This window comes from Pseudomonas sp. Hz4, from assembly GCF_054898165.1.
Genome location: NZ_CM142719.1, coordinates 2861279 through 2878154, shown reverse-complemented (window position 1 = coordinate 2878154; position 16876 = coordinate 2861279). Strand labels below are relative to the sequence as shown.

The window sequence follows — 16876 nt, the reverse complement described above, 5'->3', positions numbered from 1 at the left end:
TGTTTTAAGGTTTCACATCAACTGCCCCCCCGATGATCGTTCCCTCGCTCTGCGTGGGAACGATCAGTTGAGCTGGCGCCTATTCTTTTTCGCTCACTTGCAACGCCCCATCCCAGCCACCGCCCAGCGCCGCAATCAACTGCACACTGGCGATCAAGCGACTCTGCAACAAGCTCAGCACGCTGCGTTCATTGCTCAATGCCGTGGCCTGAACCACCACCACATCCAGATAAGCAATCACCCCGGCCTTGTATTGGTTCTCGGTCAACCGCAACGACTCACGCGCCGAATCCAGTGCCTGCTGGCGCACTTCGGATTCGTCTTCCAGAACCTTTAGCTGAACCAGGTAATTTTCTACTTCGCGGAAGCCATCGAGCACAGTCTGACGGTATTTGGCCACGGTTTCGTCATATGCCGCTTCGCTGCGGTCGACTTCCGCCGAGCGCTGACCGCCGTCGAACAAGGTCATGGCCAATTGCGGCCCGACCGACCAAAAACGGTTCGGCACGCTGATCCAATTGGAGGACGTGCTGCTGCTATAGCCACCGTTCAAACTCAGCGTCAGGTCCGGGTAGTAGGCCGCCTTGGCCACGCCGATGTTGGCATTGGCAGCCATCACCGAGCGTTCGGCAGAGGCGATGTCCGGGCGGCGCTCAAGCAACTGCGAAGGCAGGTTCAGCGGAATCTGAGGCAGCACCGGGATGTCTGGAGTTTCAGCCAGGCTGAATTCGGCCGGCGGTAGACCGATCAGGACGGCAATGGCGTTCTCAAACTGAGCGCGCTGCCAGATCAGGTCGACCATGTCCGCCTGGGTGCTTTTGAGCTGAGTCTGAGCCTGCGCCACCGCATCCTTGCCGGAGACACCAGCGCGGTACTGGTTTTCGGTCATTTTCAACGAGCGCTGATAGGCCTCGACCGTCGCTTCCAGCAGGCGTTTCTGCTCGTCGATCACCCGCAGTTGCAGATAGTTCTGCACCAGTTCCGACTGCTGACTCAAACGCATCGCCGCCAGATCGGCAAAACTGGCCTGGGCGTTGGCGGTGTCGGCCTCGAGTCCACGGCGCAGTTTGCCCCAGATATCCGCTTCCCAACTGACCCCGGCCTGAGCGGTGTAGGTGTCGCGAATACCGCTGGAAGAGCTGGTCAGGCTCGAACTGCTGCTGCCGGCGCCCTGACTGGAGCGGTTTTTCCCGACGGTCAGGTCCACAGTCGGGAAAAACGCACCACGAGCACTGCGCACCAAAGCCTGGGCCTGACGGTACTGGGCTTCGGACTGCGCGACGGTCTGGTTGGCGCTGTTGAGTTTTTCGATCAGGCCATTGAGCTGTTGATCGCCATACAACTCCCACCAGGCGCCACGTGCCAGGGAATCACTTGGGTTGGCCTGACGCCAGCCGGCAGCTTCCTTGTATTGCACCGGCGAGGCGGCTTGCGGGCGCTGATAGTCCGGGCCGATGGCGCAGGCGCTGAGCATCGCCACGCACAGCGCCAAGCTCAACAAGCGCGAGCCTCGGGCCGTAACCAGCGGTGCAGCCAGATTGATAAGCGAACGGTCAGTCATAGCGGAGTTTCCAGAGCAGCATCGGTACGCACCCCACGCCAGTGGTTGAAGCGGTGGCGCAGTTTGTCGAGATAGAGATAAACCACCGGGGTGGTGTAAAGGGTCAGCACCTGGCTGAAGATCAGCCCGCCGATGATGGTCAAGCCCAGCGGCTGACGCATTTCCGCACCTTCGGCGCGGCTCAGCAGCAACGGTAACGCGCCGAGGATCGCCGCCAGGGTCGTCATCAGAATCGGTCGCAGACGTTGCAGACAGGCACTGCGAATCGACTCCAGCGGCGCCAGGCCTTGATGCCGTTCCAGTTGCAGCGCCAGGTCGATCATCAGAATGGCGTTTTTCTTCACCACACCGATCAGCAGGAACAGCCCAAGCAACGAAATCAGGCTGAACTCACCGCCCAGCGCATAAATCGACAGCAACGCGCCGACCCCTGCCGACGGCAAGGTCGAGAGAATGGTCAGCGGATGGATGTAGCTTTCATACAGCACACCGAGCACCAGATACACCGCCACCAGCGCCCCGAGAATCATCCACGGCTGGCTCTTCTGGGTCGCGGCGAAAGCGTCGGCGGTGCCGGCCATTTTCACAATCACGTCTTCCGGCATGCCGAGTCGGGCAATGGCCCGCTCGATGGCCGCCGTGCCCTGCTCCACCGTCACGCCTTCCGCCATGTCGAAGGAAATGCTTTCGGCAGCAAACTGGCCTTCGTGGCTGACGCGGTCGTCTTCCAGGCTGTTTTCGTAATGAGCGATAGTCGACAACGGAATCCGCGCGCCGTCAGCGGTGATCACCTGCACCTGTTTGAGGGTGATCGGGTCCTGGGCATATTTCGGATTGACCTCCATGACCACTTGATACTGGTTAAGGCTGTCGTAAATCGTCGAAATCTGCCGCTGGCTGTAAGCGTTGTTCAGCACCGCAGTGACCATGTCCATGTCGACACCCAGGCGCTTGGCCTGATCCCGATCGACAATCAGCGTCACTTGTTGGGCGCCGCGCCCTTCACGGGCGTCAATCGCGGTCAATTCCGGCAAAGCCTTGAGTGCGATAACGACTTTCGGGTACCACTCGCGCAACTCGCCAAGATCGGCGCTTTGCAGGATGTAGGAATACTGCGACGTGGTTTGTTCACGACCGCCACCAAACTGCAGGTCCTGATCGGCCATCAGCATCAACTGCGCACCGGCAACCTTGGGCATTTCCTTGCGCAGGCGTTCGATGACTTTTTGCGCGGAAATGTTGCGTTCCTTGATCGGTTTCAGCCGCACCAGCATGAAGGCGTTGTTGGTGCCGTTGGTGCCGCCGATGAAGCCGGCGACGCTTTGCACCGCGTCATCCTTGAGAACGGCACGGCGGAAGGTTTCCATTTTTGGCTGCATCACGCTGAACGACAACCCGTCATCGCCACGCACGAAACCGATCAATTGACCGGTGTCCTGCTGAGGCATAAACGTTTTAGGAACAACGATATACAGCGCAATGTTCACGCCAACTGTCACGACCAGGCTAAGCAAGGTCAACCGGCGGTGACGCAGCACCCAGTCCAGGCTTGTCGCGTACTTGCCGACCATCCACTCGTTAGCCCGCCGACTCCAGCGTTGCAATCGGTTTTCCTTACCCGGCGTATGTGGCTTGAGCCAGCGGGCGCAGAGCATCGGCGTCAGCGTCAGCGAGACCACCAGTGACACCACGATGGACGCTGCCAATGTGATGGAAAACTCGCGAAACAGACTTTGGACAATCCCGCCCATGAACAGGATCGACAGGAACACCGCCACCAGCGAGACGTTCATCGACAGCAAGGTGAAGCCGACTTCCTGCGCCCCAAGGTACGCGGCCTTCATCGGCGGCACGCCTTTGTCGATGTGCCGGGAAATGTTCTCCAGCACCACGATGGCGTCGTCCACCACCAGGCCGGTGGCTAGAATCAGCGCCATCAGCGACAAATTGTTCAGGGAGAATCCGTAGAGGTACATCACCGCAAAGGTGCCGACCAGCGACACGGGCACCGCGAGGGTCGGAATCAAGGAGGCGCGAAAGTTACCGAGGAACAGGAACACCACCAGAATCACCAGCGCCACGGCAATCAGCAGGGTCATTTCCGCTTCGTGCAAGGTCGCCTTGATTACCGGCGAACGGTCCATTGCCAGGTTTAGTTTGACGCTGGCCGGCAATACGGCCTGCAACGCCGGCAACTGAGCCTTGATTTCGTTGACCGTCTCGATGATGTTGGCGCCAGCCTGGCGGTTGATCACCAGCAGTACTGCCGCGTCGTTGTTGAAGAAACCGCTGTTGTAGCGGTCCTCAACGCCGTCGCTGACCTTGGCCACGTCCTTCAGGCGCAGGGCAGCGCCGTCCGCGTAGTGAATGATCAGCGACTCGTAATCCTTGGCTTTTTCCAGTTGATCATTGGCCTGAACCTGCCACATCCGCTGGCTGTCTTCGACCGAGCCCTTGGGCCGGCGCACGTTGGCGTTGGCGATGGTGTTGCGCACATCGTCCAGCGCCACGCCGTACTGGTTGAGCGCCTGCGGTTCGAGTTCGATGCGCACCGCTGGCAAGGAACTGCCGCCGATTTGCACTTCGCCGACACCCTGCACCTGAGACAGGCTCTGGGACAAAATCGTCGAGGCCAAATCGTAAAGCTGGCCTTTTTCCAGCACGTCGGAGGTCAGCGACAGCACCATAATTGGCGCCTGGGACGGGTTGATCTTCTTGTAGGTCGGCATACTGCGCATCCCGCTCGGCAGCAGGTTGCGCGAGGCGTTGATCGCTGCCTGTACTTCCCGGGCCGCGCCGTTGATGTCGCGGTCCAGGTCGAACTGCAAAATCACCCGGGTCGAGCCCTGGCTGGAGCGGCTGCTCATGGTGTTGACCCCGGCGATGGCGCCGAAGGAGCGCTCCAGCGGCGTGGCCACGGTCGAGGCCATGACCTCCGGGCTGGCGCCGGCCAGGCTCGCCTGAACCACGATCACCGGGAAGTCCATCTGCGGCAACGGCGCCACCGGCAACAGGCCGAAGCTCACGCCGCCCAGCAGCATGATCGCCAAGCTCAGCAACAGGGTCGCGACCGGGCGCTTGATGAAAGGTCCGGACAGGTTCATGGCTGTTCTACCGCTTCCACGGATTCAGACGTGCGCCCCCAGCGCCGGCCGAGGCGGTCGAAGTACAGATAGATGACCGGAGTGGTAAACAGCGTCAGCACCTGACTCACCAACAAGCCACCCACCATCACCAGACCCAACGGTTGACGCAGTTCTGCACCAGAGCCAGTCGCTAGCATCAGCGGCACCGCGCCGAACAACGCGGCCAGTGTGGTCATCAGAATCGGTCGGAAACGCAGCAGCGCCGCCTGATAGATCGCCGTTTCCGGGTCCATGCCCTGATTGCGCTCAGCGTCGAGGGCGAAGTCGATCATCATGATCGCGTTCTTTTTCACGATACCGATCAGCAGGATGATGCCGATGATCGCGATCATTCCCAGGTCATTGCCGCTCAACAGCAGCGCCAGCAAAGCGCCGACCGCCGCCGAGGGCAAGGTCGAGAGAATGGTGATCGGGTGGATGTAACTCTCGTAGAGCACGCCGAGCACGATGTACATGGTCACCACTGCCGCCAGAATCAGCAGCAAGGTGCTCGACAGCGACGCCTGGAATGCCTCGGCCGCGCCCTGAAACTGGGTCTGCACACCAATCGGCATGCCGATGTCTTTTTGTACCTGGTCGATGATCTCCACCGCATGCCCCAGCGCCACGCCGGGTGAGAGGTTGAAAGACATCATCACCGCCGGGAACTGACCGATGTGAGTGATCGCCAGTTGGGCCTGACGCTCCTCGATGTGCGCCAGACTGGACAGGCGCACTTGCCCGCCGTCGGTGGTTTTCACGTGAATCTGGTTTAGCGCATCCGGGCCGATCTTCTCGCCGGACTGCGATTGCAGCACCACGCGATATTGGCTGGCCTGGGTGTAGATGGTGGAAATCTGCCGCTGACCGAAGGCGTCGTACAGCGCATCGGTGATGTTCGACACCGACACCCCGACCCGCGACGCCGCATCGCGGTCAATCACCAGATAGACCTGCAAGCCCTTGTCCTGCAAATCGCTGGCAACGTCGGTCAGCTCCGGCCGTTGGGTCAGTGCGTCCACCAGACGACCGCTCCACAGACTCAGCAACTGCGAGTCCGGCGACGACATGCTGAACTGATATTGAGTACGGCTGACGCGGTCTTCAATGGTCAGGTCCTGCACCGGTTGCATGAACAGGCGAATGCCGGTGAGCTTGTCCAGTTCCGGTTGCAGACGTGCGATCACCTCGGTTGCGCTCAAGTCGCGATTGCTGTGCGATTTGAGGTTGATCAGCAGACGACCGCTATTGAGCGTCGAGTTGTCACCGTCCACACCGATATAGGACGACAGGCTTTCCACCGCCGGATCCGTCAGGATCACTTTGGCCAATGCCTGCTGACGCTCGCTCATGGCGGCGAAGGAAATCGACTGCGGCGCCTCGGAAATGCCCTGGATCACCCCGGTGTCCTGCACCGGGAAGAAGCCCTTGGGCACCACCATGTAAAGGAACACGGTCAACGCCAGCGTTCCGATGGCCACCATCAGGGTCAGCGGTTGATGCTTGAGAACCCACTTTAACTTGCGCCCGTAAGCCGCGATCATCCAATCAATTGTGGCGCCGCTGGCCCGGTAGAAACGGCCCTGTTCTTCTTCCTTGGGTTCACGCTTGAGCAGGCGCGCGCACATCATTGGCGTCAGGGTCAGCGAGACGACGAGGGAAATAAGGATCGCCACCGCCAGGGTGATGGCAAATTCACGGAACAAGCGCCCCACCACGTCGGCCATGAACAGCAGTGGAATCAACACGGCGATTAGCGACAGGGTCAGGGAAATCAGCGTGAAGCCGATCTGCTTGGCGCCCTTGAGCGCCGCATTCAGGGGGCTGTCACCCTCTTCGATAAATCGGGAAATGTTCTCCAGCATGACGATCGCATCGTCCACCACGAAACCGGTGGCGATGGTCAGTGCCATCAGGGTCAGGTTATTGACCGAGAAACCCGCGAGGTACATCACGCCGAAGGTGCCGATCAGCGACAGCGGGACCGCGACCGACGGAATGATCGTGGCGCTGGCTCGACGCAGGAACAGGAAGGTCACCATCACGACCAGCGCAATGGCGATCAACAATTCGTGTTGCACGTCGGTGACCGAGGCGCGGATGGTCTGGGTGCGGTCGGTCAGCACGGTGACTTCGAGACTGGCCGGCAGGTTGTCGGTGATGCTCGGCAGCAGGGCTTTGATCCGGTCGACCACTTCGATGACGTTGGCACCGGGCTGGCGCTGGATGTTCAACAGCACCGCCTGGTTTTCATTGGCCCACGCCGCCAGACGTTCGTTTTCCGCGCCATCGACGATTTCCGCCACATCCTTGAGCCGCAGCGGCGCGCCGTTGGCGTAGGCGAGAATCAGGTTGGCGTAGTCCTTGGGCGAGGTCAGTTGATCGTTTGCATCGAGCATCGACACCCGGGTCGGGCCGTCGAAGTTGCCCTTGGGCTGGTTGACGTTGGACGCACCGATCAGGGTTCGCACGTCGGAGAGGTTCAAGCCATTGGCCGCCAAAGCTTCAGGGTTGACCTTGATCCGCACAGCCTGACGCTGGCCGCCGGCAATGCTGACCATGCCGACGCCGCTGATCTGGGCAATTTTCTGCGCCATGCGCGTGTCGACCAAATCATTGAGCTTGGGCAGCAGCATGGTTTTGGAGGTGATGGCCAAGGTCAGCACCGGGGTGTCCGCCGGGTTGACCTTGTTGTACACAGGCGGCGCCGGCAGGTCTTTGGGCAGCAAATTGGTCGCGGCGTTGATCGCCGCCTGCACCTGCTGCTCGGCGACGTCCATGTTGATGTCGAGGCTGAACCGCAGGGTCAGCACCGAAGCGCCGCCGGAACTGGTCGACGCCATCTGCGTCAGGCCGGGCATCTGCCCGAATTGACGTTCAAGGGGCGCGGTCACGGCGCTGGTCATGACATCCGGGCTGGCGCCGGGATACAGCGTCATGACGCGGATGGTCGGGTAATCGACCTGAGGCAATGCCGACACCGGCAGCAACCGATAGGCGATCACGCCGGCCAGGATAATGGCCAGCATGCTCAGGGTGGTGGCTACCGGGCGAAGGATGAACAGCCGCGAGATGTTCATGCGCCGCCCTTTTTCGCCTTGTCGGTGGTCGCCGGCTCAATCGCGTTGGCCGCCGATTTACCTTGCAGCTGGCCGGTCGGGGTCGTCGGCACGTCCTTGGTGTCGTTGACCACTTCCACTTCGCTGCCTTCCTTCAAGCGGTCGGTGCCTTCAAGGACAACGCGATCCCCTGGGGCCAGGCCTTCGGTAATGACGGTGTTTTCACCGTCACTGGCGCCGACTTTCAACTGACGAATCGTGACTTTCTTGTCGCCGTCCAGGGCGTAGACAAACGTGCCGTTGGTGCCGAACTGAATCGCTGCCGAAGGTGCGAGCACCACGTCTTTGAGGGTATCGGCCAGCAGATGGACGTTGACGAATTGATTCGGGAACAGCGCCTGATCACGGTTCTCGTAACGAGCCTTGAATTTCAGGGTGCCGGTGGTGACGTCGATCTGGTTGTCCAGGCTCTGCAAAACGCCAGTGGCCTGCAACTTGGTGTCGCCACGATCCCAGGCTTCGGCGGGCAGTTTGGCGCCAGTGCGATAACGGGCCAGCACGATTTCCAGGCTGTTTTCCGGCAAGGTGAAGGCAACGCTGATCGGTTGGGTCTGGGTGATGATCACCAGCGCGGTGGTGTCGTTGGCCGCCACCAGGTTGCCGACATCCAGCTGACGCAAGCCCACGCGCCCAGCAATCGGGGCGCGGATCTTGGTGAATTCCAGATTGAGCTTGGCGTCGTTGACCGCCGCCTGATTGGTTTTGACCGTGCCCTGATACTGGCCCACCAGTGCTTCGGCGGTGTCCAGGGTCTGCTTGGCGATACTGTCTTCGCGATACAGGCCGCGATAGCGTTCCACATCGACCTGGGCGTTTTTCAGTTGTGCCTGGTTCTGCAGCAACGTGCCTTCGGCCTGGAGCAAGGCGTTCTGGTAAGGACGCGGGTCGATTTCAGCCAGCAGATCGCCAGCCTTGACCATCTGCCCTTCTTCGAAGGAGATCTTCATCAGCTCACCACCGACGCGGCTGCGCACATTAATGGTGTTCAGCGCCGTCACGGTACCCAGCGCCCTGTAGTACAGCGGGAAGTCGCCCTTGACCGCTGGCGCGACACGCACCGGAACGGGCCCGGTCGCCCCCCCGAAACCCGGACGCATCCCTCCCGACCTGCCGGTGTGTCCGGCAACGGCTTTTTGCCCTGCGCCCTCTTTTTGGGCAGTGCCGGTGGGCCAGAATTTCCAGCACAGGCCAGCGATGACCAACAGGACAAGCAAGCCAAACAGCCAGCGACGGGGACTACGGGAAACGGAGGATTGCATGGAATGATCAACCATTGGGCGCGTGAGCTTCTTTCTACAGGAGGCTGAACGATAAGCACTGGTGGGTATTAAGCAAAGCGCCTTTACCGGCAATTTACCTTCGGCTTACGTAACAGGATGTTTGGCCAAGACACTGAATCGCAAATGAAAACGGCCTGGACAAGGCCAGGCCGTTAACAATTGTAAAAGTACGCTTATTTCAGAACGGCAAGTGCCGCTTCGTAGTTCGGCTCTTCAGCGATTTCACCGACCAGCTCGCTGTGCAGAACGTTGTCGTTTTCGTCCAGCACCACGACGGCACGGGCAGTCAGGCCTTTGAGCGGGCCGTCAGCGATGGCAACACCGTAGTTCTCGATGAACTCGGCACCGCGCAGGGTCGACAGGTTTTGTACGTTTTCCAGGCCTTCGGCGCCGCAGAAGCGCGCTTGAGCGAACGGCAGGTCAGCGGAGATGCACAGCACGACTGTGTTGGCGACATCGTTGGCCTGGGCGTTGAACGTGCGAACCGAAGTCGCGCAAGTCGGAGTGTCAACACTTGGGAAGATGTTCAGCACTTTGCGCTTGCCGGCGAAGCTCGCCAGGGTCACGTCGGACAGATTGTCGGCAACCAGGGAAAAGGCTGGCGCCTTGGAACCGGCTTGTGGCAGTTGGCCGTTGACTTGAACCGGGTTGCCTTTAAGAGTGACTTGAGTCATGAACGGAGTCCTTCTGAACGTTGTTGTAGAGAATTTTGAAGAGGCCGAAGTTAACCACGAATTGGTCCGACGACCTATGCCCAGATACAAATTGTGAAGTCTTGTCGCACACATTGGATACAACCCGCCTCAACAACCGTATAGCGAGTTTACTGTCGAGAAACAAATCTGCTTTTTCGGCGACTTTCCGTAAGAAGCACTGTCGATTCAGATGACGGCCATTCGACTAGAAAGCGAGTCACTCAAATCCAGCGGAGATAAGACCATGCGATTCATGATCATTGTGAAAGCCAGCCAGGATTCCGAGGTCGGTGTGATGCCCAGCGAGGAACTGATGACCGCGATGGGCAACTACAACGAGGAGCTGGTCAAAGCCGGCATCCTCATCGAGTGCGATGGCCTGCAACCCAGCAGCAAAGGCGCCCGCGTGCGTTTCTCGGGTGACCAGCGCACGGTGATCGACGGCCCGTTCGCCGAAACCAAGGAGCTGATCGCCGGCTACTGGCTATGGCAGGTGAAGTCGAAACAGGAAGCGATCGAGTGGGTCAAGCGATGCCCCAACCCGATGCCAGGCACCGACGCCGAGATCGAGATTCGCCAGGTGTACGAGGCCGAGGATTTCGGGGCTGAGTTCACGCCGGAACTGCGGGAGCAGGAAGAACGGCTGCGCGCGCAGGTGAAGAAACGCTGAGGCGCTGTGGGCGCGAGCAAGCTCGCTCCCACAGGACTGCATACAGGCGGCATTAACCGAGCAAGCGCAGCATATTCCGGTGCCGAGCCTGGAAGACTCGGCGCATGTAGGCATTGACCACCAGCCATTCCAAAGGTGCACCGCCAATCGCCGCATAAGTCACCCGGTCGGTGTAGAACGTACCGCCCTCTCCGGCCGCAACCCGATGTTCATGACGAAACGAAGCCATCGGCCCCTTGAGCATTTCGTCGATGAAATGATGGTCGCCGACCTCGCGTATCACCACCGTCCAGTTCGCCGGAATGCAATTGAACATCCAGTGCCGAAAGCGAAACTGTCGGCCGGCTTCGATACGCAGGTTACTTAAATCGAGATTGCTCAGCAGCGAGACTCGCTCTGGAAAGATCTTCGGGTAGTTGAGGCCCTCCAGACAGAAGTCGAGGACAAGTTCGGGTGTTCGGTTGGGAATCAGCGTGGTGAGTTCCAATACAGGCATAGAGAGCGACATTCCTTTGTTTATCTAGTGGCAACCGGTTGTGTCCGATGTCGGGGTTAAGGTTTTGCTTCAGTAATTGTCATATCAGGATATTCGCGCCGGTCTCTGAACATGACGTACAACGGGTCCAGTCCTGCCGCGATGGGAAAGACCACGATGTAGTCGTCGAATCGGGCCTCTCCCATCGAAGTTTCAATTACCGGCACCGGTGAGGATCGAACGAAACCCAAACGCGATGGGGCCGGGGCCACGGGTGGGCTAGCTTCGAGAGTGACCGGGGCAGACCAGTAAACAGTGATCGGTGCGGCGTCATCAGCCGTAAAACTGAAAGTATTCAGTCGCTCATTATGTTGTGCTGCTCTGACCCGAACCCCGGATGCCGGATGACTGCCTTTGGACGGTGTGATGTGAACCTGTGACAGCGTTTTGATTTCGCGTAACCCCTGAAACATCATTCCAGGTTCGGCAGGCACTACGGCGGTTGTCATCCTGAAAGGGACATCGACCTCAGCCCTGCTCGCCGCCAGACATTGCCAATCCTGACCTTCAATCGGCAGAAGCTCGGCCAGGGGAACACTGAGACCGTATACCTGCGTATCGGCGCGACTGGAAAACTCAAATCGCAACACCGCAGCGCACTGGACCTCATCGGGCGGTTCGCCTGACGTGTTCTGCCAGGTGAATTGCGCAACGGCCGAGCGGATGGCTTTTTGCAAAATTGTCCGTTGCGACACTAACAATGCCGATGGCCCACCCTCCAGCAATACATCGGGACGTTTATCGGCAAAAGCCAATGATGCGGCCATCGCGCAGGCAGCTTGATTTGGACCGGCCCCTGCCAGATTACGTGAACGAATCAACTGTTCCTGCGCCGCTATCAACAGCGCTTCAGACTCGTCATGTAGAACGCGATGGCGCTGAGTAAGGCCGGCCAATCGCGCAATGTACCGGTCGTGTGTTGAGTTGATCTGTTGCACGATGCTCTGCCACCGTGCTTGCTCCGACCGGGCATAGTTCAGGTCGCGCTGAGCACCGCGTCTGGCGAACTCCACGCGCATTTTACAGAATTCGAACTTACTGATTGCCATGAGTGTTTCATGCTGATCACGTTCCAGAGCCCGGATATTCGTGTCCTGCTCAGGGATATCCAGGCGAAGGCTCTGTTGAGTTCGCAAGCGCTTGATACCTTGCTCGAAAAAGCTGAAGGCCGTTTCGACAGCCCGCTCCGATACGGCCACATCAGCGGCGATTTCTTGTACTTCTGCCATACTCCGGGCGACATCGCTTAGCTGTACGGGTGGAGGCGATACGGAAACATTCTCGTCCTTAAACGCCGCCATACCCCGTTTGCGATGCCAATTCTTGACGAAAAACACAACCGATCCAGCACCATTCGTATTGACTTGGTCGTCAGGGTAAAAAAACAGGTCCGCACCTTTGGGGTGGCCGACGATCCGGTCGAAATGGTTGATCAACCGATCATGGTCCCGTTTCGGCAGATCGACGGCCCATATTCTATTTACCAACGAGTGGAATTCCGGCTCGGTGTAATCCTTGAGAGTTGCTTTAAGTTCCATCTTTGGTTCTTCCTTGTGCCTCTTGGGCAAACTGCTGAAGACAATGGCACCTGCTCATTTCGTTATGAACAGATGCCAGTTAGTCATTGGTGGCAAGTCACTCGGGTTTGAAGCCAGGCTTGTTATTGGCTGCGCGCCATTCTTTGACTTCTTTCAGGATGCCTTCCGGGCTGTCTTCCTGACCTTCTGTAGGATAAAAAATCACGTTTGAGCGGCCAGGGTGCTCGGTAATTAACTCAAAATGGACCAACAGGCTATCCAGGTAAGCCTCCAACTCGTCTCCCTCCAATTCATCCGGATAATTACTAAACCCTTGTAAAAAGGTCAAAAATTCCGCTTCTGTATAGTCTTCCAACTTCTTTTTAAAGATCATTTTCACTTTTTCCTCCGTGTAATTGGATGTGCCGCTTGGGCGTCATCACTAAGATGTTATCCATCCCATACACCTCCCCACCGTCTGCAATCCCAATTTCGTGATGAAGCTCAAACGTTTTGCGACCACCAACCTGATCAGTGCCCAACGGGTATGGAGAAAGGCCTGATCGCATTCTTTTTAAATTGTGAACACTAAACTGTTTGCTCAATACCATATCCTCTGCAACAGCCTTCCAAAACGCCCGCCTGAACCCATGGAAATTCCTGAACTCCTTCCATCGCAACTGATCCGCAATATGCGAAGGAATGGGTGCGCCCACTCCCCTTGCGTCATCCCCGAGCCAAACTTCCGAAGTATCAGCCCCCCGACCTGTAGCGGTACCTGGATCGTCCCGCCTGTCAAGAAACAGAACATCCGGCGAAGGCAGTTCCATATCCCCCGGATACCCAGGAATACTGGCACCGATCTGCCCTTCGTCAACAGCCGGAAACGTCTCGTTTTGCGGTAGGACAGGGATGACCGGTGCGCCGGGATAAACCGCTGGAATCGGCGGTGTGATCGGCGAGGTCGTTGGCCCGAGATGTTCGATGCCTGGTGGAACCAACGGGGTCCAGGTACCGCCACCCACGGGACGAATTGGCCAGGGTAGAACTGCCGGTGTGATCCCCATCCGGCCTTGGGTACTTTGCGGTGTGGTGATGCTTATTTTGTCAAGGTTGAAGGGGTTCGCGCCGAGTTCTGCCCGCTCCTGATAACGCAGCTCGAATTCACGCCGTTCACCAATCCAGGTGTTTTTTGGTGCATAGGGCGCGAAGCCTTGTTCGATGCGCTTTTTGTTCACCTCATCGAATTCGGTTACAAGCGCCGGGTGTTCGCCAACCGTTCGCCAGAGCGCTTCATCGAAGGCGCTGAACGACGGGATTTCCCGACCACGAAATTGGTCGCCGATCTGCACGGGAATGGCCGCACCCTGGGCCTGGCTTGCGGCTTTCCACCAATCATTCGCAGCAGGTTGACCGGTCCCGGTGACGATGCCTGAACCGATTGGCGGCAGGTTGAAGGACAGGTACATCGGTGACAGGCCCGGCACGCAAACGATGCAATCCTGAATGCGCAAGTCGACACCTGCCGGGATGTCCTGGATCTGCGGTGTCATCACCGCCACGCCGGCCTGACCGGAAGTAGTCACCTGAGGTGTGGACTCGGGTGTGAACTGCAGGAGTCGTGGCGGTGAACCCGGGACCTCGGCGCTGTAGACCCCGGTCAGCGGGTCAAGTACGGCATTGATGACCGGTACACGAGCGCCTACCTCGCCACCGGTGCTGGTGACGATAATCGCGGTACCTTCCGGTACGGCTTCGGGTTTGAGCCGGTACGCCACTTCCACCGAACCGCCCGCGTTGGCGATTGATTGCAGCGCCTGACGGTCAGAAAGTCCCAACGCCTGCGCCGGAACGCCGACCGACTGGAGCAATCGCTGACGTTGCTCGGAGGTCAGCTCGCCATTGCCAAGGGTGGGTGAGTACACCATTGCAGTGACGAACACGGGTCCGGTTCTGGCCGCTATTCGTGCGAAATCCTTGAGGAGTCCGGCGGCCGACTCGACAACCGTCTCAAGTACCGCTGCGATTTCTTGCGCAACGAGCACTCCCTCTCGGGTCAACATCATCCCGCCAGCGGCCACCGAAGTAGTGGGTACCGTCAGCGTATTGGCCTGCCTGACCCGTTCAACCCGAGCGTCTTCATCGACTTGCAGCTTGAACCGAACTCTTGCTTCGCGCTGCTCGGCGAACTGCCGGTTACGCTCCCAAACGGCCTCGAGTTCACGCCATACAAGGGTCTGCTCGGCGTGATGACTGGCCAGTGCATTGGATCTATCGCTGAGTGCGCTTATCTGTGCCGATAGCAGTCGAGCTTCATGGGCCGCGTTGTAGGCGTTTTCCCAGATCCGGTGGCCGTCATTGAGCGCCTCACCGAACTGCTCCAGTCGGATCTGGTAGTCGTTCACCGTGCGGGTGAGTGGATCATGCCCATCGAATGACCGGGCAACCGCGTTATTGCCATTGAACTCTGCGGTTTTACGGGCGATCAGCCCATCGATTCCGTTTTTTTCTTTGGTGATGTTGTGAAGCTGCAGGCGCTCGCTCAAGTTGATATCGGGCGGCCGTCGCTCCGCCCGGACTTCCTGTTCGAGGGCGAGCGCGAGTTGCGCGGCCCGGGCTGCAAAACGTTGGTCTACCTCAACTCTGACTGCGGCATGACGCTGCGCCAGCCCCGCGAGTCGTTGATGCAGGGCCTGCACGCGGGCCTGTTCCTGTGCTTGTGCCGCCTCGGCTTGCGCCTGAGCCGCTGCTTGCGCGCTCGCTTGTTCCCTTGCCTTACGATCAGCTTCTATGGCCCGCTTTCGGGCTTTTTTCTTTCTCTTGCTGGTTTTACCAAAGCCGCCTGAAACCCCACCGCCGCCACCTGAACCTCCACCAGAACCACCACCCGAAGAGGGCGGTCCGGACCTGATGACAACGCTCCCTGAAGATCCATCGTTAAATGTGTGTTGTGCCATACAGTCACTCCTTGTCTGTAGGGCACAGCATGTCGATGGGACGGTGGTCAGGTGCGGTACATAGATATAGGGATGGGTTTATTTCGAGGGTCGGCACTGATCAAGCACTGTCGATTCAGGCGACGGCCATTCGCCCCAAGTCCCCCCTTCGACTGGCGAACACGGCGTTAGCTGCTAGCTTTAACAGACGTATAGTTCACGCTGTTTGCCAGGATCAACGTCACGTTCGGCAAATAAGGATTCTTATATGCACGTTGCAATTCGCGCAGCCGGTTTCAGCCTGATGACGATGTTCGTCAGTTGCGGCGTTGGTGCTCAGGAGATTGATCCGCGGATCGGCAAGATCGCCATGGAAGGCGAACGGTCGGCCCATGAATCGATCGCCAGGCTCTACGCCGAGCTGGATTTCCAACAGGCGGCCCAAGGTTATCTGTGGGTCTTGCCGCTGGTTTCCAACGCGCAGTGACAGGAAGAAATTCCGTGACAAACTCGGCGTTCATACGGCGACCTGTCAGCGAGTGATGCAGCGCTCCACGATCATTCCCACGCAGCGTGGGAATGATCATTTGAAACCTACTCGGACTTGAGCTTCAGAAACGACTGATGCAGATCAGAAGCCCAGCCATCGATCACACCTTTCACGTCATCGGCCTTCATCACCTGAGACTCGTTTTCCAAGGGTTTGCCAGTGCCTTTGCGCACAACCTGGGCCAAGACTTTGTTGTTGCCGCCATCGAGGAACACCGCTTCAGTGGCCAGGTCAGTATCCTGATCGCGAATGCCACTGGCCGTGCTCACCGCCGCTGCCACCAGGGCGATCGGGATCACTTCATAAGGCTTCAGGCCTTGGGTCTTGCTGCTCACGGCAGTGATGGCGGCGCGCACTACCATCACACCCGGGCCAGGGCCCGCGGCTAACGGCAGGGATTTACCCACTTCACGCTTTAGCGCTTGATCGTAGTAATCGGTGATTCCGTTCAGGGTAGCCTGCGGGATTTTCACGCTCGGTTGAGGTTTGGGATAGAGCTGGGTTGGTTCGATGTAGACACTGGTGAACTGGTTGATGTCGAGTTTGGGATCCACCCAGCGCATCACCGTGGCACCCGATGGCGACTTGGCCTCCTTGAGCTGGCCGTAGTCCTTGAGAAATCCCGAATACTGATCCGGTTCAACAACTTTACTGGAGCAGCCCACCATTGCGATCGACGCAATGCACAGCGTGCTCATCATTAGCGCTAGCTTCATGCTGTAACTCCTTTAAGTAGCTCGACATCAGTACGAGTAAGGGAGTTACCGGTATAGCCAATGCAACGCAGTTTGTTTACAAAAAAAACACACTATTCAACTAATGCCGCACAGCGATCGTCATTTGACAGACGCCGGCCATCCGGCAACGCTGCATCGAGCTTGAACGCGC

The 16876-nt window shown here is 58.6% G+C and carries 11 protein-coding genes and 1 pseudogene; 2 read left to right on the top strand and 10 right to left on the bottom strand.

From position 1 onward, the window contains the following. Window positions 1-79: 79 nt before the first annotated feature. The 5 genes from ACYZTR_RS13125 to tpx all read right to left on the bottom strand — a co-directional run bounded on the left by ACYZTR_RS13125 (window position 80) and on the right by tpx (window position 9759). Window positions 80-1561, bottom strand: coding sequence for an efflux transporter outer membrane subunit (locus ACYZTR_RS13125; RefSeq protein ID WP_461979388.1), 1482 nt, complete (start codon window positions 1559-1561; stop codon window positions 80-82). Further along, entirely contained in the window at window positions 1558-4665 is a 3108-nt protein-coding gene (locus ACYZTR_RS13120) for an efflux RND transporter permease subunit (protein ID WP_461979386.1), read from the bottom strand. Before ACYZTR_RS13120 ends, ACYZTR_RS13125 begins: the two co-directional genes overlap by 4 nt. After that, window positions 4662-7766 (bottom strand): MdtB/MuxB family multidrug efflux RND transporter permease subunit, encoded by a 3105-nt coding sequence (locus ACYZTR_RS13115; RefSeq protein ID WP_461979384.1) that lies wholly within the window; start codon window positions 7764-7766, stop codon window positions 4662-4664. Before ACYZTR_RS13115 ends, ACYZTR_RS13120 begins: the two co-directional genes overlap by 4 nt. Beyond that, the gene (locus ACYZTR_RS13110; protein ID WP_461979382.1) at window positions 7763-9079 is read right to left on the bottom strand and encodes an MdtA/MuxA family multidrug efflux RND transporter periplasmic adaptor subunit; all 1317 of its coding nucleotides are present in this window, start codon (window positions 9077-9079) and stop codon (window positions 7763-7765) included. Before ACYZTR_RS13110 ends, ACYZTR_RS13115 begins: the two co-directional genes overlap by 4 nt. Window positions 9080-9258: 179 nt before the next feature. Continuing rightward, on the bottom strand, window positions 9259-9759 hold the full coding sequence (gene tpx / locus ACYZTR_RS13105) for a thiol peroxidase (protein ID WP_461979380.1): 501 nt from the start codon (window positions 9757-9759) through the stop codon (window positions 9259-9261). A gap of 265 nt (window positions 9760-10024) precedes the next feature. Between tpx and ACYZTR_RS13100 the strand changes: the two genes are divergently transcribed. Further along, window positions 10025-10450 carry a YciI family protein gene (locus ACYZTR_RS13100; RefSeq protein ID WP_461979378.1) on the top strand — a complete coding sequence of 142 codons (426 nt, stop codon included), beginning with the start codon at window positions 10025-10027 and terminating at the stop codon, window positions 10448-10450. A 52-nt stretch (window positions 10451-10502) separates the two neighbouring features. Here the strand turns inward: ACYZTR_RS13100 and ACYZTR_RS13095 are convergent, their stop codons facing one another. The 4 genes from ACYZTR_RS13095 to ACYZTR_RS13080 form a co-directional block, all read right to left on the bottom strand. After that, window positions 10503-10946 carry an SRPBCC family protein gene (locus tag ACYZTR_RS13095; protein ID WP_461979376.1) on the bottom strand — a complete coding sequence of 148 codons (444 nt, stop codon included), beginning with the start codon at window positions 10944-10946 and terminating at the stop codon, window positions 10503-10505. 56 nt (window positions 10947-11002) lie between these two features. Beyond that, window positions 11003-12523, bottom strand: a complete 1521-nt coding sequence (locus ACYZTR_RS13090; RefSeq protein WP_461979374.1) for a bacteriocin immunity protein — start codon at window positions 12521-12523, stop codon at window positions 11003-11005. Between the two features lie 97 nt (window positions 12524-12620). Then, complete coding sequence (locus tag ACYZTR_RS13085; protein ID WP_461979708.1) at window positions 12621-12896, bottom strand: bacteriocin immunity protein; 276 nt, start codon at window positions 12894-12896, stop codon at window positions 12621-12623. Next, on the bottom strand, window positions 12886-15459 hold the full coding sequence (locus tag ACYZTR_RS13080; RefSeq protein ID WP_461979372.1) for an S-type pyocin domain-containing protein: 2574 nt from the start codon (window positions 15457-15459) through the stop codon (window positions 12886-12888). The genes ACYZTR_RS13085 and ACYZTR_RS13080 overlap by 11 nt, the downstream gene beginning before the upstream one ends. Before the next feature lie 247 nt (window positions 15460-15706). Between ACYZTR_RS13080 and ACYZTR_RS13075 the strand changes: the two are divergent. Next, window positions 15707-15962, top strand: a pseudogene (locus ACYZTR_RS13075) (DUF1254 domain-containing protein); the annotation flags it as partial. A gap of 70 nt (window positions 15963-16032) precedes the next feature. Here the strand turns inward: ACYZTR_RS13075 and ACYZTR_RS13070 are convergent. After that, a complete protein-coding gene (locus ACYZTR_RS13070; RefSeq protein WP_461979370.1) occupies window positions 16033-16704 on the bottom strand; it encodes a DUF3313 domain-containing protein in 672 nt (223 codons plus the stop codon). Window positions 16705-16876: the final 172 nt, after the last annotated feature.